The 22,798-nt window shown below is 44.2% G+C and carries 22 protein-coding genes; 1 reads left to right on the plus strand and 21 read right to left on the minus strand.

Annotated elements, in window-relative coordinates; genetic code table 11:
- Nucleotides 1-147: 147 nt before the first annotated feature.
- A complete protein-coding gene (locus L2082_RS10840) occupies nt 148-834 on the minus strand; it encodes a hypothetical protein (protein WP_446011739.1) in 687 nt (228 codons plus the stop codon).
- Nucleotides 835-1,236: 402 nt separating this feature from the next.
- Here L2082_RS10840 and L2082_RS10845 point away from each other — a divergent pair, with 402 nt between their 5' ends.
- Nucleotides 1,237-2,283: an HU family DNA-binding protein gene (locus tag L2082_RS10845; protein ID WP_446008834.1), complete on the plus strand. Its 1,047-nt coding sequence runs from the start codon at nt 1,237-1,239 to the stop codon at nt 2,281-2,283.
- Nucleotides 2,284-2,310: 27 nt separating this feature from the next.
- Here L2082_RS10845 and L2082_RS10850 read toward each other — a convergent pair whose 3' ends face one another.
- The 20 genes from L2082_RS10850 to L2082_RS10945 form a co-directional block, all read right to left on the minus strand.
- Nucleotides 2,311-2,781, minus strand: coding sequence for a DUF4188 domain-containing protein (locus L2082_RS10850; RefSeq protein ID WP_446008835.1), 471 nt, complete (start codon nt 2,779-2,781; stop codon nt 2,311-2,313).
- A gap of 19 nt (nt 2,782-2,800) precedes the next feature.
- Nucleotides 2,801-3,226 (minus strand): hypothetical protein, encoded by a 426-nt coding sequence (locus L2082_RS10855; RefSeq protein ID WP_446011740.1) that lies wholly within the window; start codon nt 3,224-3,226, stop codon nt 2,801-2,803.
- Entirely contained in the window at nt 3,183-4,247 is a 1,065-nt protein-coding gene (locus L2082_RS10860; RefSeq protein ID WP_446008837.1) for a polysaccharide deacetylase family protein, read from the minus strand. The genes L2082_RS10855 and L2082_RS10860 overlap by 44 nt, the downstream gene beginning before the upstream one ends.
- A gap of 108 nt (nt 4,248-4,355) precedes the next feature.
- The gene (locus L2082_RS10865; RefSeq protein WP_446008838.1) at nt 4,356-5,450 is read right to left on the minus strand and encodes a hypothetical protein; all 1,095 of its coding nucleotides are present in this window, start codon (nt 5,448-5,450) and stop codon (nt 4,356-4,358) included.
- An 85-nt stretch (nt 5,451-5,535) separates the two neighbouring features.
- Entirely contained in the window at nt 5,536-6,537 is a 1,002-nt protein-coding gene (galE, locus tag L2082_RS10870) for a UDP-glucose 4-epimerase GalE (protein WP_446008839.1), read from the minus strand.
- 96 nt (nt 6,538-6,633) lie between these two features.
- Nucleotides 6,634-7,803, minus strand: coding sequence for a glycosyltransferase (locus L2082_RS10875; RefSeq protein WP_446008840.1), 1,170 nt, complete (start codon nt 7,801-7,803; stop codon nt 6,634-6,636).
- A 117-nt stretch (nt 7,804-7,920) separates the two neighbouring features.
- Nucleotides 7,921-9,213: a glycosyltransferase family 4 protein gene (locus tag L2082_RS10880; protein ID WP_446008841.1), complete on the minus strand. Its 1,293-nt coding sequence runs from the start codon at nt 9,211-9,213 to the stop codon at nt 7,921-7,923.
- Between the two features lie 22 nt (nt 9,214-9,235).
- Nucleotides 9,236-10,231: a sulfotransferase gene (locus L2082_RS10885; RefSeq protein ID WP_446008842.1), complete on the minus strand. Its 996-nt coding sequence runs from the start codon at nt 10,229-10,231 to the stop codon at nt 9,236-9,238.
- 130 nt (nt 10,232-10,361) lie between these two features.
- Nucleotides 10,362-11,636 carry a glycosyltransferase family 4 protein gene (locus L2082_RS10890; protein WP_446008843.1) on the minus strand — a complete coding sequence of 425 codons (1,275 nt, stop codon included), beginning with the start codon at nt 11,634-11,636 and terminating at the stop codon, nt 10,362-10,364.
- Entirely contained in the window at nt 11,626-12,981 is a 1,356-nt protein-coding gene (locus L2082_RS10895) for a surface carbohydrate biosynthesis protein (protein WP_446008844.1), read from the minus strand. Before L2082_RS10895 ends, L2082_RS10890 begins: the two co-directional genes overlap by 11 nt.
- Entirely contained in the window at nt 12,971-13,699 is a 729-nt protein-coding gene (locus L2082_RS10900) for an acylneuraminate cytidylyltransferase family protein (protein WP_446008845.1), read from the minus strand. Before L2082_RS10900 ends, L2082_RS10895 begins: the two co-directional genes overlap by 11 nt.
- A 174-nt stretch (nt 13,700-13,873) precedes the next feature.
- Complete coding sequence (locus L2082_RS10905) at nt 13,874-14,479, minus strand: HAD family hydrolase (protein WP_446011741.1); 606 nt, start codon at nt 14,477-14,479, stop codon at nt 13,874-13,876.
- Nucleotides 14,480-14,484: 5 nt separating this feature from the next.
- Nucleotides 14,485-15,999: an N-acetylneuraminate synthase family protein gene (locus L2082_RS10910; protein WP_446008846.1), complete on the minus strand. Its 1,515-nt coding sequence runs from the start codon at nt 15,997-15,999 to the stop codon at nt 14,485-14,487.
- 35 nt (nt 16,000-16,034) lie between these two features.
- Nucleotides 16,035-17,108, minus strand: coding sequence for a Gfo/Idh/MocA family protein (locus tag L2082_RS10915; RefSeq protein ID WP_446011742.1), 1,074 nt, complete (start codon nt 17,106-17,108; stop codon nt 16,035-16,037).
- 117 nt (nt 17,109-17,225) lie between these two features.
- The gene (locus L2082_RS10920) at nt 17,226-18,233 is read right to left on the minus strand and encodes a hypothetical protein (RefSeq protein ID WP_446010909.1); all 1,008 of its coding nucleotides are present in this window, start codon (nt 18,231-18,233) and stop codon (nt 17,226-17,228) included.
- A gap of 246 nt (nt 18,234-18,479) precedes the next feature.
- Nucleotides 18,480-19,322 carry a glycosyltransferase family 2 protein gene (locus L2082_RS10925; RefSeq protein ID WP_446010908.1) on the minus strand — a complete coding sequence of 281 codons (843 nt, stop codon included), beginning with the start codon at nt 19,320-19,322 and terminating at the stop codon, nt 18,480-18,482.
- Nucleotides 19,313-20,191 (minus strand): glycosyltransferase family 2 protein, encoded by an 879-nt coding sequence (locus L2082_RS10930; protein WP_446010907.1) that lies wholly within the window; start codon nt 20,189-20,191, stop codon nt 19,313-19,315. Before L2082_RS10930 ends, L2082_RS10925 begins: the two co-directional genes overlap by 10 nt.
- A gap of 79 nt (nt 20,192-20,270) precedes the next feature.
- Complete coding sequence (locus L2082_RS10935) at nt 20,271-20,393, minus strand: hypothetical protein (protein ID WP_446010906.1); 123 nt, start codon at nt 20,391-20,393, stop codon at nt 20,271-20,273.
- Between the two features lie 2 nt (nt 20,394-20,395).
- Nucleotides 20,396-21,145, minus strand: a complete 750-nt coding sequence (locus L2082_RS10940) for an FkbM family methyltransferase (RefSeq protein WP_446011743.1) — start codon at nt 21,143-21,145, stop codon at nt 20,396-20,398.
- Between the two features lie 282 nt (nt 21,146-21,427).
- Nucleotides 21,428-22,573, minus strand: coding sequence for a glycosyltransferase family 4 protein (locus L2082_RS10945; RefSeq protein WP_446011744.1), 1,146 nt, complete (start codon nt 22,571-22,573; stop codon nt 21,428-21,430).
- Between the last annotated feature and the right edge of the window lie 225 nt (nt 22,574-22,798).

The following is a 22,798-nucleotide window of genomic DNA, read 5'->3' on the forward strand; positions in this document are numbered from 1 at the left end:
TTGTTCAGATTATGCGTAAAATAAGGAGAGAAAAGGACTTAAGGGAGTTAATAGAAGAGCATTTTCATCCAGGTGTTCCAGCTATTTAAGTGGTACCAGAGGGATATGTCAGATAGGAAATTATCAGTATCAGCATTATTGTCCCGGCTAAAGAGGATTGTTGTCCGGCGCTGCATAACAGTTAATCTCATTATCCAAGCTGAACCAGTGGGTGTTAACAAAGGCCCTCTCCAGAGAAAGTGGGCTTCTTGCGACCCCAGTAAGGAGGTCTGCTGGGAGGTAGAAAAAAAGTCCGGCAAGGTCGTTGGGCAATTCCTTGAGAAGAGAGGTGGTACCATCGTAAGTTCGGTAGTCCTTGCCTTCGCGGATAGCAAATAACCGGTCTCGGTAACTACTATATAATGAACTCTGCCAATTGATAAAAACAAAATAAGGGGCATCTTGTTTATGCTCCTTCGTATAGTTTAATAAATCTTGGGCTCGTTTCAATGCCTTGACCTGAACGTTCATTCCTCCGTGGAGATAGATGACAACGTCTTTTCCTGCTCCTAATTGCTTGGCGATTTCTTCAGCAGATTTCTTCAGATAATCTTTTTTATCCTGACTACAGCGAATGGGATGTTTTAGCTCAAGGATGGAGCTGTAAAGGTTTTTCTCTCGGGATATATTTCCGAAAGGTTTTAACATGTCTCCTTTTCCATCAGTAACAATGAGTTGCTTTTCTGGAAACGGCCCAAGTTTATGAGGTATTACTGTGCATCCGGTGGTACTGAGGAGAATGAGAAGAAAGAGTAGAGGAACTATTTGTCTGAAAAACCATTTGCTTTGAATCATAAATCTCTCTCTTTTTGAATAATTGATAATTAATAAATTTTATCTCAAATACTGCCCATAAAACAAGAAAAAAACAGGCTTGTAAAATATGGTAAGTCTGAGGGAGCAAAGCTCCTCCGTCCCACCGCCTCCCCTGCACACGAACCCCCGCATTCGTAACATCTACGAGCATGCTCGGAGTCAAACGGTGAGCATGCTCAGGGTTGGACGATGACCATGCTCGGAACCAAAGGGTGACCATGCTCAGGAGAGGCACGCGACTATGCATTTGATCAGCCGGACATATCGGTCGGGATAATCCGATATTACCTGTTGCGCTATCTGTTCGGAAGTTTTACTTTGAAAACAGTCTGTACCGATAAGCCGGTATAAAAAATATCCCTTCAACACAAGGAGCACGTTATGCCGATCCAATACAAGATTATCCAGAACTACCTGACAAATCCCCCGTCATCCACTGCACGACCGATTGCCCGCAAGACTCTGGACTATGATGCTCTGGCAAAGCAAATCCATCTGCATAACCCGACCATCCCAGTAGATACTGCCAAAGCGGTTCTTGAGGCATTCAGGGAAGAGGTGATCCGCCAGCTTGCTGACGGCAACACCATCAATCTGTCCGGGTTTGTCTCTTTTGTCACCACCCTGCCTGTTCGCCTGGATCTGCCCACTGACGACCTGCCGCCTGACTGTGTTGACGTTAAAGCAAGGCCTTCCGTGGTACTGAAGCAGGACGTAGCACAGAAGGCGGAATACGAGCGGCTTCCGTATTCGGAAAAGTCTCCTGATATCGGCGGGGCGTATGACACAAATACTAAGCTTCAGAACTGGATTCGCGCGGACTACGGGTTCCGTCTGGATGGCTCCAACATCGGCTTTGACGAAGCAGACCCGACTCAGGGCGTGTTCCTGACCGATGCTGACGGCCACATCGTGCAGCAGGATAACATCAGCCTCAACAATCCCTCAAAAATCATCATCACGCCTGATTTTGGAGGGGAGTCAGCAACTCCTCCCAATGTTGAGAAAACTATTACGGTGCGGTCACGATACAGCAAGAATGGACAACTGCGCACAGGTGAGTATGCCAACCACCTGCGCTCCACCAATGTTGTCACGCAAGCGCAGCCCAAGCTGTTCGTTGTCGGCGATGCTGTGGACGGGCCGCTGAAGGTAAGCAACTACCTTGGCGATCAGGTGATGTGCAGGTTTGAGGCGGTCTATCGGACAGACGGTCAGATTACCCTTGCTGTTGGCCCTGTTGCAGGAGATCTCGGCCCGGAGGTGATTCTTTCTCCGACAGGAAGTGATATGGTGCTGACCGGCCTGGATGAGGATGTGACGGTGAATTTCCTTGATGGCGGGTCCTACGATCTGTTCGTTGCCAGCCTGCTTTCCTATGGACGATACATGCTGGAGGTCTGTGATCTTGCGAACATCGGGGTATAGAATATCCGGCAGGGGAGGAGAGAAATATTAGGCATTTATTCGGGACCGGGCAGACAGGTAATTTCCCTGTGCTTTTATATGATTTCCAACCTTTGCCAGCCCAAATTGAGGCATGTTGTTGTATACGCACTCGTACCGCCCTTTCCCGGACAGGTATGTTTCATGCCAGATACCCACATCTCCGCTTGTATTGATCTGTTTGTTAAAGCGTGTCCACGTCGATACATGTGATGATGTTGTATCCTTTGCGAAATTTTCCAGGTGCTCAAAGGATTTCCAATATTGCATCATAACAGTGGTCCTGCCAATCCACTGTTCGTGGCCAAGAAGACCAAGCTCAGGATGTTCATACAGTTCATCAAGCATCCTGAGCATGGATCGGGCCACAGGCAGCCATTTATGCACCTTCCAGAATTTATTGATGCGCATTCCGATAAGGAATACGACAAAATCTTCCTCAACAGCTGCGGTCATTCTCCCGGGATAAATCATTGCCATACCTGTTGCATAACAGAGTCTATTCCCGGATACGCCCCAGCCAAAAGCTCTGCAACTGCTCAGTCAGCTGGCCTTGGTCATCACGGTATTCCACAACCAGCCCGACCGTGACATTCATCCGCTCTTTCCCGCTGCCTGCCACTTCCGAGCGATCCGAGGAATAATAATATTGTCCCGCAATGGGCGAGTAGTCGGCCTCACCAAGCAGGTCTTCCACCTTGCTCTGCGCCATACCTTTGCGCAGATGCCCGTTGATCACTTCAAGACTAGCATAATCCCGATGCGCCTTGTAACTGCGGCTCGCCTGGTCCAGCTCGTCAGCCTGACTGTTGCAGCCAGTCAGCAGCAGACTAAGACAGAAGAACAGGAAATAGTGATACGGCAGCAACATGTTACGTATATTACGGCCTGGCAAAGCTGAATCCCCATTGTTTAAGCTGCTCAATAAAATCTCCCAGGTCGTCAGCTGTTCCTGGTAAGACATGCATGAGCACATTGAGCTCGGTCTGATTCTGCCTGCGGGCAAGCTGACGTTCAATCATAGATCGTTTGCTGGGACCGACTCCCTGGGGAGATTTCCAGTCTTCTGTATCAATATCCCAGTTCTGAATGGTCAGGGAAAGTTCGTTTGCCACGGTAATAAGCTCCCAATCGTATGGTCGCCAGCCGCCTGCACCGTAAGGAGGGCGAATTTTGGTAGGCGTGGAGCCGGTGGCTTTTTTAATGCTCTCCTGGGTTTTGCTCAGTTCCCTGCGAACAGTGCTCTTGCTGGCCTGAGCCAGATTAGGGTGGGTATAGGTATGGTTTTGAACTTTATGACCTCGCTCTGCGATTTCCTTTGCTGCTGCTGGCTGGCTATCCACTTCCTGACCAAGAACATAGAATTCCGCCTTGATAGCATAACGATCCAGGATATCCAGAATGGAGAATAAGGCCTTTGTTGGGGCCGGACCATCATCAAAGCTCAGGAGCACAGATTGGCCGGCTCCTCCGGCTGGCGTGGTCAGCCGTCTCCAGGTGCGCCCGCCCACATCAATCCTGCCGTCAGGACGGGACATAAAGCCCTTTTGCAGATCCTTAATCGCCTGAATTAACTCGTCTGTGCATTGATCGCTGACATCCAGGGGCCTGGAGAGTATTGCATTAAACAGGGCATAGATAATACGGACATCACGGGAGCGATTCTGGCCGCCCTCCCCTACTGATCCACTAATTGCTGTTTCCGGTGCCTCAGCAGTAGCGGTGAGCTTTTTCCAGGTTCGTCCACCCACATCTATTCTGCCATCAGGACGGGACATGAATCCCTGCTGAAACTCTCTGATTGCCCGAATCAGCTCAACAGAGCAGACATCACTCACTTCCAGCTGCACCGAAAGGATCTTGTTAAACAATGCATAGACTGCACGAACATCATCGGGTTGGTTTTTACCGCTTTCACCGACTGAGCCGGTAAGAGAATTTGCCATTGTTCATCTCCTGGAAAAGAGTTGAGTGGGTTGCATTTTCTTGCAAATGGAACAGATCAAAACATCTTTTAATAATTGGAGGTGTTGCTCATAGGGTGAGAGTGATAATCAGCCCTGTACCAAGGTGGAGTAGGCTGTACGAAGCTCAGCGAGAATCTTCCGGGAGTCCAAATGCTCCTGATAATAGGCTCGCGCCTTAGTCCCCTGTTCTTCCCGCAGGTCAGCGTTACGACTGAGTAAAGCAGCATGTCCCCACATGGCTTCCGGTGTCTCAACCTCAATCCAAGCACCTTTTCCCGGAGGCAGCCCACGCATAGCTCCGGTTCGGGCAACGATGGCCCGGCCAGCAGCCAATGCTTCCACGGTCTTGATCTGCACCCCCATACCTAAGGCCGTGGGCAGCAGGACAACCCCGCAGTCGCAATAGGGTGTATGAGTATCTGCATAGCTTCTCACCGTATCTGCATCCGGCCACTTGGCAAAGGCCGACAGGGCACCGTAGACGGTTAAAGGGACAGCAGGTTTCTTGGCTTTGCTGAGCCAGGAAATACCTTCTCTATTAAACTTGTTTGCAGATCCGATCAGTCCGACCTGCTCTGTCAGTGGAAAATACGAAGGCTCTGCTAAAGGAGGACTCCAGAGAATATTCTTCAGCCCACGGGCACGCAACTGCGCTTCTTCATCCTTGGAGATGACAACGAGCAAATCCGCTGTCGCCAGCTCCCTGGTCTCCGGTTCTATTCCGCCCCACATTGTATTGGACCATAAATCCAGTAGAACAATAACCTTTGGACAAGATGTCGGGAGCCTGGCCCAATAACTGTAGTTAATCAATGCCAGATCAGCCCTGTTGGAGCATTGCAAGAGGAAATCGTCTGGAAAGGCATGACGATGGTACGGATTGGTATGGCCAAAGGCCCGCTCCAGATGCAGTCCCTTGCAGATGGCTCCATACGCAAGCCCGAAAAGCTGCTTCCAGTTTCGCTTGGGAAAAAACTCCTCACGCAAGCTGACTGTATAACCGCATTGTGCAATATCCTTTTTTGCTGAAACCTGCCAGCCCATGCCCACAGGGCGGGTTGCTGCAGAGGCAATGGTACATTGCCCTAACGAACGCAAAACCTCAAGATGTTTCCACATTTCCACCTTGCCGCCACTGTCGGCGGGAAATGGACAATAAGGGACAAGGGCTACAGACTTCATTGATTTTCACGCTCCAGACACTTAAGCACTATACTCACTTCGACAATAAACTCGGCCAACGGCGTTGTGTTCAATGACGGCATAGTCATATGATCCTGGTCGTTTCATAACCTTTGGGATTATTAGAAAGCCAATCCCAGGCAGTCTGGATAATCTTTTCAAGACGAGTAAATTCAGGTTTCCAATGCAACTCACAAATAGCTTTCTCGGCAGAGCCAATCAGTACGGCAGGATCTCCTACTCTTCGTTCGGCAAATGTATAAACAATCTCCTTACCGCTGACTTGGCTGGCAGTTTTAATCACATCCAGTATGGAATATCCATTTTCGTTTCCAAGATTATATTTTTTGCTTGTACCGCCATCCAACAGATGGAGTAACGCAAGATAATGCGCCTGAGCAAGATCATTGACATGAATATAGTCTCTGATGCAGGTTCCGTCCTTGGTAGAATAATCCTTGCCAAAAACCGTGAGATTTTTTAGGCGACCAAGTGCAGCATACAGTACAAGAGGGATAAGATGTGTTTCAGGCTCATGGGCTTCACCAAGTTCTCCCTCAGGGTCGGCACCTGCCGCATTAAAATACCTAAGACATACCGATTTTAATCCATTTGCTCTATCCAGATCATCCAGAATATTTTCCATCATCAGCTTAGTGCGCCCATAGGGATTAATGGGCTGTTGCGGCTGCTCTTCAGTTATGGGTAAACACACAGACTCGCCATAGGTTGCACAGGATGAAGAAAAAATGATCTTATTCACACCATGTTGCAACATTGCGCGAAGCAGCCCAAGTGTTGCAGCAATATTATTTTGATAATATTTCAAGGGTGCTGTCACTGATTCTCCCACATAACAAAAGGCCGCAAAATGCATGACTGCCAAAATATCATGCTTATCAAAAACTTCAGCCAGTACCTTTTGATCATCAAGTTCAGCTTTATAAAACGATCCCCACTTTACCGATTCTTCATGTCCAAGACTCAGATTGTCAAGCACAACAGGCTTCAACCCTTTAGCATGGAGATACTTACACATGTGAGATCCGATATATCCAGCTCCTCCGACAACCAAAATTTCCGACATCAGCCTGTGCTCCGTATATTCAACTAGAATGTACCTTACTCTTGTTTTTTATCAGATAGAAAGGACAATACGAAAGCAGACTCAGCCATCGCATAATTATTTTCTACTTTCCAGACAGTAGAGCACTGCATTCTTAAAATCTTTCTGATATGACTCGGCAGTCATTTCATCAACAACAATACGCTGGTTTCTCGCTAAATGGTCATATTGATCTATAGTGAAGACATAGCGCAGACAACGCATCATTTCCTCTCCATCATTCATGGGGAAAAGCCATTGAACTGGCAGAATTTCCTCCATACCATCAACCTTACTCGCAACAACCGGTACCCCATGATACATTGCTTCAACCATAACCAAAGGAAAGCCTTCAAAACGAGACGGAAGAACGATGGCATCAAGTATTGAATACCAAGGCTTCATATCCTCCACCCAGCCTTCAAAGATAACATTTTCCCCAAGACCTAACTTGTGGACAAGCCTATTGAGTGGTTCCTTGTCAGGGCCATCTCCAATAATATGTACTGTTAGTGAAGAAATCTCATTCTTACATGTGGCAAGTTGTTGAACAAAAAAATCCTGCTGTTTTTGGTGAAACTCTATTCTTCCCACCAAAGCTATATGTTTTTCCTCCTCGTCTCCTTTACCTGACCAAGACAATGCGGGCCTTGAGGATTGAGGTAGATCAAAGCCATAATAGCTGATAAAAATTTGTTCTCCACAAACGCCATGCAAATGCTCAAGTTGTTTCTTTGTCGTCTGACACATCGTGAAAAAGAAACTCGGTAACTCATAAAGATAACGATACAAAAACTCTTGAAATCTAACCGACAGAGATTGTTTTCCTCTGGCTAGAGCTACAGGGTGAGCCATTGGAAGAAAGCTCATCACTGGAATACCTGCCAAAGAAGCAGCGCCTAACCCACATGCGGACAATGCTATTGCCCCCTGAGAGACAATCACCAGATCAGGATTGTGAGCTTGTATTATTCTTTGTAATTTTCGGACTTTTGTAGATCTGCAGAGCACACGGAAGACATCCCCGGCTGCAGTGGAAAAGGAATGTTTAACAATCTTTAGTTGCCCAGTTAAGAAAGAGAGCTTCTTTAGAAGGCGGTCGTTTTTCTCTGGAACCATGAAACACACTTCAAGCCGGGGTTCCTTGAGTAAACCTTTCACAGCTTCAAGCAACGTGACTTCGTGTCCACCAAAAACAACCGCATCGGTGTAAATAACTACTTTCCAATGATCTTCTTTCTTTTTCAAAGACAAAAAAGTGCCTCAACTGTTTTTTATATATTTAATCAGCTAGTTATTGCCAAATAGACGATTTGCCGAGATTTCTTTTTGAATATCATGTATCACAAATAAAACCATATAACACTATACTTCTACTGTTTCATTGTGACTGGCAAGTTTGGAATATAATGTAATCAAGGATGCCGACACGACCTCCATTGAGTATTTTTCTTTAATAGTCTCACGGGCATTGCTTGAGAGTTCTTCGCAAAGTGTTTCGTCATCAAGAAGTCTTAGCATAGCTTGTGCAAGTAATTCGCTATTGTCAACAGGCACTACCAACCCATTTTCTTCATGCTGGATAACTGAACGATGGGCTGGAATGTCTGAAATAACCACGGGCACTCCCCAGCTCATTGCCTCAAGCAATGCATTGGATAGACCTTCAACCCTTGATGGTAAAACAAAACCTCTTGCATTTTTCAAATATAAGGAAACATCAGGTACCGTCCCCTTGAACGTTACACTATATAAACATTTATTATCTTTTAAATATTCTATCCAAACTGACGGATCACCGGCACCAAGAACAACCAACCGTGCGGAAGTATTTTTTTTAACCACTTTCACCCAGGATTCAAATAATATATCAAAAGCTTTCCGTTTTGTACCCTGGGTCAGGTTGCCTATATAAACTATGTCCTGCGATAAAGCAAATTCTGCTGTGCCATTTGGAACAGCCACTCCATTTGGAATGCAAAATATTTGCGTTTTTTTTATACCTGTCTCAAGCAATCCTTCGAATATTTCATTGGTCATCGCTATAAATTTGACATGTTGGCGACGTTCAGCGAGTGCGCCCCTCATGGGAGTATCATAGCTGATCTGCTGTGACACAGGAAAATCAGCCTCTTTACATACAATGGGAATAGTAAGACCGGAACTTGCCCATGCCACTGCGCCTGCAATCCAGTGCGCCTCGTGGACGTGCAGTACGTCAATATCTGCATGATTACGACGCAAATACCTTTTCAGTTGTACCAGAAATGACAAACGGGCAACCCAGACAAAAGGAAGAACACACCAAAATTCCAAAGAATCATTTTGTTTGTCTTCCTTTTGTTTGCCAAAACATTTTCTGATATATCGGAAAATGCGCCTATAAAGAGAATCCAAGAACGCTAATGAACCAATTCTTACAATCCTGCCTCCTCCCGGTATCATTTCTTCCAGAGGAAGGCTACGTTCCACCCTCGCAGTCAGTACCGTACACTCCACACCTTTTGCTGACAGCTCAGTCACTATTTTTCTGCATTGCCTTTCAGCTCCTCCTTCAAAAACTGGATAATACTTCCAGATAACCATCACAACTTTTAATGGTTTAGCCTTCATCTTTTCTAATGCCTTCTGGCTGATGCGAACGATACTAGCTTGCAATATTGCGCATACACTCTTTGAGTCACCTTTTCCATAGGCAATCTCTCATCTTATTTCTAAAATGCCTACCGAAATGTGCTTCATAAATATATCGCGAAAGGTGTCTAAAAAGAGCAAACAACTCTGTGAGCTTAATCTTATCAATGGGTATTTTACAATTTTCATACTTTTTTGCTTTCAACCAGTTACGCAACGCCCAGCCAAGAAAAAGAATCTCACTGACGGGCAACTCATTCTTCCATGCCGACACTCTCGTCCTGTCAGGAACTCCCGATTCAACTCGCCGATGCAAATGTTTCTGCGCTTCAGGTATGGTGGAATAGTAATTGGATGTATTGACAGAGAATGAATCTACTTCAAGAAATTGGGCAAACTTTTGTTGTATTGCTCTCGGATCGCTTGCGATAATTTCTTCATACTGAACAACCATGACATACGGGTCTTGACTGACAGATTGCAAAGACCGCTGAAGTTTCTTGTATTCTAGTGCAAAATCTACAATATCACTCTGCATGGGTTGTCGGGTTAAACTGTCAATACTTCGTTTTTGTGAACAATATATGGCTCTCGGGTCTCTATCGACAAATATAAATTTTGCCCTCGGAATTTCCTGCCTGATTTTGGAAACGCAAGAAATATAATGACCACACTTATGGACCAACACCTTCGGAGATGTTTTTCCTGCATATTCAAGTAACGCTGCTTGCAGTATATCCCCAAAATATATTGGTGGAGGATGCATAGAAAGTCTCTGCCATATCTCATCAGAAGACACGCCCCATTGGCGAAACTTGGCATCTTTCTCCATCTGGTTCAGATAAGCACGAATCTCTGATTCTGAATGCAAACAAACATGTTCACCACGAATCCAACCATCATCCAGCCTGGTTTCTAAACCGACACAAACCTCATGCAAGGAATCAAGGATCTGAGCTAAAAAAGTCGAACCGGAACGGCTTATATATGTTAAAAAAACAACTTGAGGCGGCTGATTTTCATCTGCATCAAAATTCAGCATGTTCTTCCTATCTGCGTAATCGACATGAGCACTGACACGAAACCAAGACGATCTATCAAGCTCAGTAAAGTAAATCTTAGACTTAATAATTACGAAATGCGATCTATATAATCGCTACTCTACGATGATTTCAACAACCAGGAATACTTCCTTTATGCAGGGATTCATAACATGCGATGGTTTTCAATACTACAGAACTCTTATCGTAATGGTCCACTACATATTGTTGAGCAGAATCTCCTAACCTTTTACGCTCATCTGGGCTATCTATGAGTTTTAAAACTTCCTGAGTCAATGAAGAAGAGTCTTCAGATGAAAAAAGCCGGCCTGTTATGTCATGCTTAACAATATACTTGTTGCCGGGAATATTGGATGCAACAACAGGAACTCCTAACGCCATCGACTCTAAAAGCGCATTCGACATTCCTTCTCGTCGCGATGGTAAAACAACAACCCAAGCTCGCTTAATCCAGATATTGACATCATCAACATAACCAAAAAATTCAACACCATTTGAATTTTGGGAATCAAAAAGAGAGTGAACCTTGTCGTCTACCCCAGCTCCAAGTAAGGCCAATGTTGCCGACGGGCATTCATGCTTGATTCTTTCCCACGAACTCGCCAGTACATCCAATCCTTTCGTGTCAATTCCTTGCGATGCATTGCCAATCCATAACACGAAGGGACTTTGATGCTCATGTCGTTCAATACCACAAATAGGAATTGGGTTAGGGATAACAAAAACACAATCCTGTCTAATGCCCTTCGCCACCAGGTCTTCTTTAACGTTCGGGTTTTGTGCAATAAACGGCAATCGTTTGCGCCACATATTCAAGGCACTCCGAAACGGAATGCCTTGAGTATATTCCGGCAAAGCGGGAAAGGTCGATTCCTTGCACAGCGCATGGATACCATGCCAATGACAAAGCCAACCAGCTACCCCCGCAATCCAATCTGAAGTATGCACATGCAAAATACTTATACGCTTTCGGTGCCAGAAACACCACATAGAAACCCCTGACATGAAAAATAGGCTGTTCCAATATTTCAGCAACCGAGACAGGATCACATCCAACCCAATTGTTTTCCTGAGAGGTTCCTTTGGACGCGAAGGTGAATTTGAATGGTCGTTGCTTTGCGTTTTTGAGCTTTGAAAGAACCCGACAATACTTCTCAACACGGCAACCCAAGCCTCAGGAACAAAAAAACGCCTGATAGTAACATTGCCATCTTTTTCTATACGGGAATAGAGCAAGTTAGTTCGTGCAGTCAGGACTATGCATTTATATCCATGCTCCGCTAGGCCCGCAGCTAGTCGTCGACAAGATTGCTCTGCTCCACCAACCTTATCTGGCCAATAGTGATAGATTAGCATGCATATATAATCAGATTTATTAAGACTCATATTCGGTTGCCTTTTTCACGACAAAGCAATTTTTCCAAATCTGATGCACATCATAAGAATGTTTTGGTTTGCGATTTGAAGAAAAATGGTTCACCACTTCTAACAACTCCTTTCGTTCCAATTTTCCAAACTTCTGTTTTTCATAAATTGACTCTGAATCGTAAGAACATGCTCGCCACATGCGAAGTCGAAAGGCAAGTCGTCTCATCTCCATCAACAAACGCAGGGGCATAGAGAATTCAGTGCCGCTTTCCCACTTTTGATACAGAAGATCAACAATTGCATCTGCATGACTGTCTTTGACCTTATGGATATATCTTTGGAGCGTTACATCACGCTCAGCACGCTCAATTTGGCTGTTTGAATGAATGCATGAGACGACATCTTCCTCTGTTGATACATCAACACTCACTTGGTTAGGGAAATCAATATCGAATCGATCCGAGACAAATGGACGATAAGCAAGCACAGGGCGATCAAGCAAACAAGCCTCAACCGCAGTGGTGCAGCCATTATGAATCACAATGTCGGCTGCCATAAGCCACGGAATGACATTGCCTTCGTGTATGACATCAACGTTTATTACATCTTTATATAAATCACGATATACATCGTGATTTTCTGACGGATGAGGCCTAATTATAATTTTCCGGTCACCAAATTCCTGACTCAATGTGAATACAAGCTTTTTAAAAGCTATAAAAAGATTTTCTTTATGCTTCATCCACCCTTTTGCAAATTCCTCATCTTCCGTTGTCGAGATCTTGCCTCCACTTTTGAGCAGTTCTATGTATCCCATGCGTCCTTTCTTATGATTACACATAGAAAAGTTCGTGTTTATCAGGATCATATGTGGATATTGTTGCCGCAGCAGCTTTGCCTGCTCATTAAAGACGCTCCTTGCCGGTAAATGAAGAATGTCGATTCGAGGATTACCTGTATCTGCAATTCGCCCTGCTAATTCTGGATAACGGTTTTTGATTATTGAGGATTGGTATGGACCCCATGTAAAGAACGACTCGGTCTGAGACAGTGCATCTGGGTTAATTCGATGCCGGAGATAGGCATCCTTATCAACTAATGAAAAACCTTCTTCACACCACGCCACGACTCTTAGTCCAAGCGCACGATAGTAACGAAAAAGATCAGTTCGGTTCGGAACCACAGACTTGTCCAGAAAATACGCACCAACAGGCAACCAGCCAAGACGCCGCCTTATCGAACGAGCATCTCCAATGCAAACCTTGAACCCACGCTCTGCTGCAACTGTCGCTAAATATGCCTTGGCGTGAAACTCGCGCACCTTGGTCTCTATAGGAACTATCAAATCCATATCAGCACGCATTACTACTCTGATCGTGATGTTCACTTATCATTATGAATTCTGCGTAGCGAATATCATCCAGCGTGTCGATATTGGCAAGAGCATCGTAGATGACCACAAAACCACAATTTTGCCCCATTATTGAGCGCTGTTCTAAAATACAGGATCGTGTGATTGCATATGAAGCGCCATTCCGATGGTATACAGGCTCCAACTGTTGACGCGAAATAATATTTCGCCCGCGCGCATCATAGAAATCAATGTTCCCATCTTGAAGAATTAACTGTTTAAGAGGATGAGCCTTGCTGTCCGTCGGGCTTAACGTCCAAACAGAATCGAAGTGTCCTTCAATAAGCTTTTCAAAAGTCTTCCGCACATGCTCCGCCGTCCTAAGCGGGCAGGTAGGTTGCAGCATCAGAACAATGTCGTAGATACAACTGTCAATTGCCTCCATGGCTTGCAGAGCATGCAACAAAACATCCCAGTCAGCAACGCGATCTCCACTCAGATCTGGTGGTCGTCGAAACGGTGCTGGAATCCCGTTTTGCTCTGCCAAATCAGCAATACCATCATGATCCGTTGACACAACGGCGCGATCCACTTCTGGCAGATGTTTTAAAACATCACCAGTATAGGCAATTAATGGTTTACCTGCCAGTAGATGAATATTCTTCAACGGAATGCCCTTACTACCACCGCGGGCAGGCACAACGGCTAAAATGCGTTTATCATGATACATATTTAGGAATCTCCGTCATTATCATAACCAAACAAGTTGATGTGCAAGATTTGTAAGTTTTTTTTCGTATTGGCATCCAAACGCCACATGATTGCAGTCCATTTGTCGAAAATATGGAATTGAACCTCTACGCAAATCGGGTAATCTGTCATCCTACTTTATCTATTTCTCTCGCTAAGAATTCAGGAAACGGATGAGATCCTGCATGGTGTTACCAGATGCCATATGGAAATAGGCTGCACCTGCACTGCATGCTGCGTCCCGATCAAAATCACTATCACCAACCATCAGAATATCATCCATATGAACATACTGCTCAACTGCAAACGATTTCAACATGCCTGCTTTTTCGGAGACAGTAACACCAACGACTCGTTGAAAAAAACTGCGCCATTCCCTGTAATCAACAATTCTTTCCAAACTATCTTGCTGTGTTGCAGACAACAAATACAAGGGCACATGTTCTGACAGCCGCTTCAAACAAGCTGTTGCGCCTGATCGTTCTGGACACTCAGAAGCCCCTTTGGTCGCAATAATATCATATCTTTCAGCAACTTCCTCAATACGAGATGATAATTCTTCGCCCATTGCCCAATCGGGGTCTATGGATAGCAGCACTTTACGAATTATCTCTCGCCTCGTGTCCCCTGGATTCATTCGCAAAACCGTGTCTAAAATATTTCCATACTCTGGTATAGCACGAAAATAAGCATCACGCTTGATGTCATTAGACATCACCAGCGTACCGTCATAATCAAACACCACAACACGATAACGCATTGCAATCACCAACTATTAATCAGTTGCATTTCTAGGACGGTTTTTCTGTGTTCCCTAGATATTTTAGCAATCAGTTCATCATCATAAAACGAGTCATCATTGTAGTGGGTCGAGGAAATTTCTTCCATGATAGCACCATCCAGTGTGTGAAATTTATGCCACATTCCCGGTTCCACCAAAACGGTCTCGCCCAATTCCAGCTTCTTTACATGCCCATCAAGACAAATTTCTAAGTCTCCATGCAATAACTGGAATGTTTCTTCTTTTTTTGCATGGTAGTGATAGGGATGTTTTTGTCGCGGAAGCATTACTAGCAATTTTTTACAATAAGAGCGGTTCACGCAATCAACAATCGTGCAGCCGAATTCACGGAAACGATCAAGACCATAATGATGCGATAATTCTACGGGCATTCCTTGCCCTACAGGTACCTGCGCTTCACGCAGCATACCTTTTACTTGCAGCATAATCTGAAAAATCATACTTTCAGGCGTCGGGCGGAAGGTGGATATCTGTTCTTGCAAAGCCTCACCTGATAGGTAATCTCTATCAGCCGTCATTCCTGAGTGCCAATCACCAGAAGTCATCTGATTGTCCTGCAACGGCATTGCAAAAAATACATTCTCACGGCTGATTACATCTCCTGCTTTTAGGGAATCCTTTGCGTAAACCCCTCGCATAAGAGAACGAAGCGACACATTCTCTGCGGGTGAGGCTGGTCCCCTTCCCTCTCCCCCGCAAATTGTCTGCGCCTCAAGAGATGCCTGTATCCATCGTTTGATTTGGTCTGGAGTTGAAGAATAGGCGTTGAGCTTATATTTATCGGTATTTAGTCCCACATGACGCTCAAACAATAGCGCACCTTTTGCCGCCGCTATCTGCACGGCATTCATATTTTCAGGTTCCTCATGCGTGGAAAAACCTACAGGAACCCCTTGGTATCGTTGGCGAAGATATGAAATCTGATTCAAATTTAAGCGATCATTGGCTGTAGGGTAAAGAGCTACACAGTGCATGATGGCAAACTCAGCCTCATGTGTTTCAAGAAAATTGATCAGTCGATCAATTTTTCCGATACTTAGTCCGGCCGTAGAAGCGACTATCGGCCGCCGCGCACGAACCACCCGTTTCAGTAACGGATAATCTGTAGCGGAACAACTGGCAATCTTAATCACATCAAGTTCCAATTCCTCAATGACATCAACTGACTCCTCGTCAAAGGGGGTCGCCATGGTAATCATTCCCCCATCTTTCACCGCAACAGCCATTTTGGAAAACTGTTCCTTGCTAAGTGCTGTTTCCATGAAACGCGGAATATGGGGCAAATCTTTCCGAGACTGGAAATCAGGATGGATGAAGGTTTCAAGCTGGCGAAACTGAAATTTCACCGTCGCACGCACACCACAGGACTTTACCGCTCCGGCACATCCCTCAATAATATTCAGCCCATGCAAAACATCCCCTTGATGATTATTAGCAAGATCAAGAATATAAAGGTTGTTAAAATCAAAATTCTTCATTTTGGCTTTGTTTCTCCTTTTTTTGCAACAGATTTTTATAGTTCGACGGTCTGACCGGAACGGTGCGAGGAATATGCCGCCCCAATCACTCTCATGGTCTGATATCCAGCTTCAAGGGAAATGGCACCGCCTGTCCTGCTTCCTTGTAGTATCCGCTCGACTTCATCAATTTCCCCCACGAAATCATCGGGACGCTCACGAGGAATTAAATATGCTTCAGCCTGTTTTCCCTCACATTGCCAAAGCACTGCGTCGTGGTCAGCGTCATAGCTCGCATACCATTCCAAGTACCCTTTTTCAAACTGAATGCGTAGCATCTTAACTGCTGGTTCGGTCACCACATCCTGAACAACCAATCCAGTCATGCCACTGTCCGTTTGCACATTCAACGAGCTGACCCTGTCGTATTGCGCAGCACCATCTTCTACCTCACTCATCATGCACGATACCTTTTTAATATCTCCTTGCCCTAAAAAACGTGCAAAATGCTGAAATAGATTGATGCCGTGAGAATGTTCTCCGCAAGCACCACCGCCCCGCACGGAGTATCCGAGATAGCTATCTGACGGTCCACTCAGCCAGGGATGAGCCCCAAAAATCCCACCCCAGTGCTCAAGCCAACGAACCATGATCGTTTGTGGCTTTCCAAAATCATGTGAAGTCAAGATTTGTTCTGCTTTCTTTGTGTTTTTGGTCACAACATGATTATAACCAGTCAAAACAATTGTACCCGTTTTTTTTACGAGCGCAGCGACCTCCTCATATCCGTCTAGATCGGGCGTACACAAAGGCTTTTCTATCAACATCACCTGTGGTGGCTGCCCCCGTAAAACCGCGCTTGCAATTTCCATATGCAAATCAGGCGGCGTGCCAATGATCACCAGATCGGCTGTACCATCCACATCATCAGGAAATACCAGGTCTATACTCTCGTCCCACTGACCGTACCGAGATGGATATATCTCCCTGCGGGTTCTTTCAAGTGCAACCGAATCTGGGTCCACCATGGTCACATGCCAATCCTTGTTACGGCAAGCATGTGCCATATGGTTACCTATGGACCCGGCACCGTAAATCACAACTTCAACAGAATTTTCATTTTTCAACATTCCACTGCTCCTTGATTTGACTCCAAAATTGTAACTCGTTGACTTATCCTTAGCGATTTACTGATTTCTGACTTTTTACCGGACCATCATTATTAATAAAATCCAAGATTGATGATCTCATTTGAACTTTTTAAAGTTAATCATTTTGGATACAACGTAATCAAGAACTGTAGAGTGCAGCATATCACCCTCTATGCGCTTTTCAAGCTGAGTGAAGCACTCTTCTCTCAACTCGCTTTTTGTCAATAATTCATCTATGCGCAAACAGAAATTTGAAAAATTATTTTCAAAGAAAATGGCTTCTGGAAGGTCATTCCACCACACAGCATCAATATTCGGGCGATTCATTAAAGGCACACTACCTAGCGCAACAGCCTCATAGTGCCGGAAACACTCCCATCTTGAACCGCCAATTGATATCGTAACCTTACTGCGAGCAACCAACTCGCAGTATTCATCAAATGACACATGGTCAAGCATTACAATATTCCATTCTTTCTCGGCCCGAATTTCATCCAGCAATGCAATAGCAGTTTTACGCTGCGTATTGCTTACAGCACCAGAAATAAATACATCTATATCTTTTTCAGCGTGACGGAGTCGCTTCAATGCAAAATACTTATCATCTTCAATGCCCAAGGGTATACCATAAACCTTGTCAAAGAAAGGTAACAGTTTTTTCCGCCACTCTTTCCAGGGAGCAGGCCGATCAGGGTAATACATAAAGTAACGGTCATACGGAAGTTCTCGTTTGAAAAACAACGTAGATTCCTCAAACACCCTTCGACCAGATTGAGACAAACAAGCTGGCTCACTCAGATCAATTGCCGCTACTGGTGCGAATTTACGCAATTCCGACAACGTATACGGCATGCAATGCTCATAGGCATAATGTTTGCGTGACAAGTTAACACCAAAATGAAAAAATCGATAAATAAAATCAGCTATTGCGCGAATTTTTCGCCTGATCGAATGAGGCTTGATAAAAAACGATGCATCGCAGTCTGACAGCAAGATAATGTCAAAATATCCCTGCTGAAGTAACTCAATAAACTCTTTTCTTGTCTCAATCACATTATTGTGCAAATTATCCCAAGCCTCTTCCGAGAAGAAAAGCTTCTTCAAGCTCTTTCCCTGATCATGAGGTATTCTGGGATACTGTCGAAACTCACAGGTGTCGCTCTGTGACAATGCACGGGATAAGTACGCCTGAAAAAAAATGTGTTCATAGGACCGGATTAAAAGAACACATGGTTTTGCAGACAAACTTTTTGATGTACTCATTATGTCATAAACTCCTTACCCAAACCAATCAGCCCAACATTTATTCGGCTTGATTAATTATTGAGTAACAGTACTACAAGGTAAAACTTACCTAAAAAGCCTGTTGAAGTATTTTTTTGCCAGGAGAACAGCCCATAGTGGACCTGCATATTTTCGATAGTAATAAAATGTTTCAATAAAAGGGTGTTCTTTTATTGAAAATAATCTTTTTGCACGTTGACGTATGGAGAGCCCAGCTTCGGTTGATCTTCCACTTTTTGAATTGCGACGGCATTCCCCCATATGGCCTGGAGCCAATAGCACCTTGCCACCTGCCGCTTTTAAGCGGAAACCAAAATCAAAGTCCGCTTTGCTATGAACATAATGGGGCGACAAAAAGCCGATTTTCTGCAATGCTTCCTTTGATATTAGCGCCAGGTTCATGTTCAAAGTGTCAGCGGCGACTACTTTGTCTTTGGGGTCAAGCCGTTCAAACTTAAAAGACTTCCAAAGGTGGATTCGCTTTACCGCACCATAGGTCGTCGTCCCAGTCACAGGGTCACGGAATGCGCCCGCTATAGCTGTACAGGTTATTCCTGCGTTCCGAAGATCTTTTGTTGTCTGAATCAACTGCAAGAGTGCTTGATCAAAAAAGCAAATATCATCGTTAAAAACCAGTAATTGATCAACAAATTGATGTTTCACAAATTCATTCCATCCGAATCGCATTCCACCTGCCCAAAATAAAGATCCGTCACCCCTAAGTACTGTAATCTCTGGATATTCATTTTGAACTGCGTCCGTTGTACCATCGGTAGAACCGTCATCGACCAAACAAACAGAAAGCTGGCACTGGGCTTTGTCCGCTGCTGCATATAGTGATTTTAGACACCGAAGCGTTATAACACGCCGATTGAAGCAAGTTGTCAACGCCCAAATCTTCACTGACATATATATCTACGTTGCTGTACCCATGTCTTTTCCTCTGCGGACCACTTAATGTTTGCAGCCTTAAAGGACAAACCAAGCTGTTCGGCGAAAGGAAATCTCTGAACAATAGAATTTTTTCGCAACATCGAAATCCATCTGGGCTCTACGGTTCCACCATACTCTGACAATATTTTGAAAACTTCAGCCAAATATTGGGTTCTCTGTTGCTGGGAGCGTTGTTCACTGTGCCTTCGGAAACCTGCAAGCATGGCCTTGATGCCCCATGGTTGTGCATGTTGAAAAAAACGCGCCCAAAGCTCGAAATCTCCCGCAAGCTCATAGCGTCGAGACAAATGGGCCCCGCTACGCTCCCAGAGACTGCGCCTCCAGAAAACAGATTCCTGTTGAATAAAACGACCTGCAGAATTGCTGTCAAGTCGCAGATAGAAGCCACGCTTAAAAAGATCCTTACAATACCCCATACGAGCATTCGAACCGCTTAGCACACCGCGCTCGTTAAAGCTTCCCGGATTAAGACTGATTAACCACTCCACTTCAGGAAACAACGCAAAAACCTCTCCGACAACCTGAAGAGTCCACGGGAAATACATGTCGTCTGCATTCAGCCAAGCCATGATTTCTCCGGTAGAATGCCGGAAACCTTTTTCAACAGCGTCATATTGTCCTTTATCCTGCTCGCTGCACCAATATGCCAATCGCGAAGCATGTCTACGTATTACGTCTTTGCTTTCATCAGCAGAACCACCATCAATAACAATATATTCAAGGTTTGGATACTCTTGGTCAAGAAGCGAACACATAGCATAATCAAGCCATTGGCCCTGATTAAAAGATGGTGTAACAATGCTTATGAGAGGTGCATTAAACATATTTAGCCTGCATTATCTTTTCCGAACAGCATTTTTATACCCCACAACTCGACCATGGCGGCAGGCATCTTCACCCCCACTACTCACCGATAGGCTTAAGCGTTGGACGTTTTTTCGGCCAAGGATGAAGATCACGAAGCTGCTCCAGCAAGTTCTCACGATTCATCGCCACAAAATCATTGTTTGAAACCTTGTTTTTCAATATCAGCACTCCTTGTCCATAGCGGGTGCATATCCAGTATATTCAAATAATCCGGAATCAACCTTCGCAAAAAACAAATCCATCTGCCATAAAGTGGAGTCGTATTTGCGGAGCCTCGGCTCAGCCATGTCATAGCACCGAAAGCCCAATTCTTCCAAATACGCACACATCTCGTGAAAACGCAGGGTATCTTCTGTAAGATTATAATTATATGTCTCCATAACAATCACATTCGTGTTTGCCAGTGTTTTGGAAGCCCCCTCTAAAATCGATACCTCATAGCCGTGCGTATCAAATTTCAACAAATAGGGAGCCGGGCATTTTTGTTCAGCAATCAACTGATCCAGCGTCTGCACAGCTACTCGCCTGACCGTCCCACGGTCGCCGCCAACTGTACTTCCATCCAGATCTTCCGTCACCGTCATTTCAACCTCGCCCCTGGCAGCCCCGGCAACACATAAAGCGTAGCCAAAACGTGCATCGCGCTGCTTAAGCAATTCAAGCTCAACCTTGCGCTCTTCTAATGGTTCGATGGCAAAAAAACACTGCGCTGGAATTGCCTCCATGGCCATCTGGGTCCATTTCCCATTAGATGCTCCGATATCAACAACCGTCGATATAGGTTTTTTAAGCTGAGAAGCACGAATCAATGCCTGCCTCATAGACCATTTACTTGGCTCATCACGAGAAACAATTTTCATGCCACGAGCCCGAAGCAACCTATCTAATATTAGAAAAACCTGTCTTTTCATTCAATTGCATCCTTTCTCTTAATGAAATATCAACATTAAAATTTGATCTTGGCCCTACACAGAAAATAATTCATGCCAGAAAATAAGCCGTTCTAAAAAATCCTCTCAACACATTTATGACGGTTTCGTAAAAAGAGCTATCAACTTAAGGCAAGACAAACTGCAACATCAGGTAATTGCACAGGCTATCGCGGGCTTTTTCCGAATTCAGTGACCTCAAATCCGAACTTTTTTCCGGCTTACACTGGCAGGCCTATTTACCCACTGTACACACACCATTTATCACAAAATTTTTTCGTATACTTCCGCAGTTTTCTTTCGGGTTTTATCCCATGAAAAAGCCTTCAACCGGGAGTATCCTTTTTGAATGTAGCTATTTCTCAACTGTTCATTATAAATAACATTTTTAACCGTTTCTCTAATCTCACCTATGCTTTTTGGATCATAATACAATGCAGCATCGCCACCAACTTCGGGTAATGATCCAGTTCTGCTTAAAACAGTTGGGCATCCATATTGAAAAGCTTCAAGTACTGGTAGCCCAAAACCTTCATATAAAGATGGAAAAGCAAATAACAAAGCATTTTTATACAGATATGCAAGATCGTCATCACTTACAAATAATTGTAAAATTTGTTCACGTCTAATACCCAACGAATCTATAAACCACATCTCTTTTTTATCAAATGGGTTCCCAGTGCAAACCAAGTGCAACGATTCATCAGTTTTCAACAAGTCTGCAACAGCACGTAAAAAGAAATAAAAATTTTTATACCCTGACCTCATCCCCACATAAAGAATATAACGTTCAGCAACAGGGGCTGGTGGTTTACCTGATTGATAACAATTTAAGTTGCTGGCCAGATGAATTACAGAAATTTTTTCTTCTGGTATTCCATAAATCTCAACAATATCTTTTTTTGTATTTTCCGAAATAGCAATTATATGTTTTGCTTTAAATATTGCTCTCTTTTTTAATTCTACTGTTGAGAAATCATCCATGAAATTATCTGGAAACAGTTCATGGATCATATCATAAACTGTTATAACAGATGGAATCTCACCTATCCAGTTAAAATAGTAATCATTATAATAAGTTGGATGAAAAACATGAATCTTCTCATTATGTAACGCCTTTTTAATTTGTAAACAATTTTCTTTCCATGGATCAGTACCCCCAGTAAATCTCTCTAAAAAACGACAAAATATTCCTTTTCCCGTAAAAGATCTTCCACCAAATGATTCTTCACAATTCCAGGGATAACTCTCTGATTTTTTGATATCCTCAATATAATGATTGATGTGATACCTTACTTCAACAGATGGACGATATAACTTATCCGCAGCTTGCAGAAGTTCAAAGTAATATCTTGAGATCCCCCCAAATCTTTGCAGCATAAAGATTTGATGATCGTACAGAATATTCATAACTTTCCTATCACTATTTTTGTGACTTCATCAGCGATTTTTATAGATAATATTTTGCAATGCCTGCCCATGGTAAAAAAAACAAAATTTAGATTGAAATAAAGAATCCACCCCCAGAGGGGGTGGTATTGGTTAAGCCCAGAGGGCATTTGTCTACTTTGCTCCCGTTTTCAGAACACCCACACTGACAAAATTAGCATCAGGAAACTTAACCATCTTGAACCG

It is taken from the genome of Candidatus Electrothrix sp., assembly GCF_052785085.1.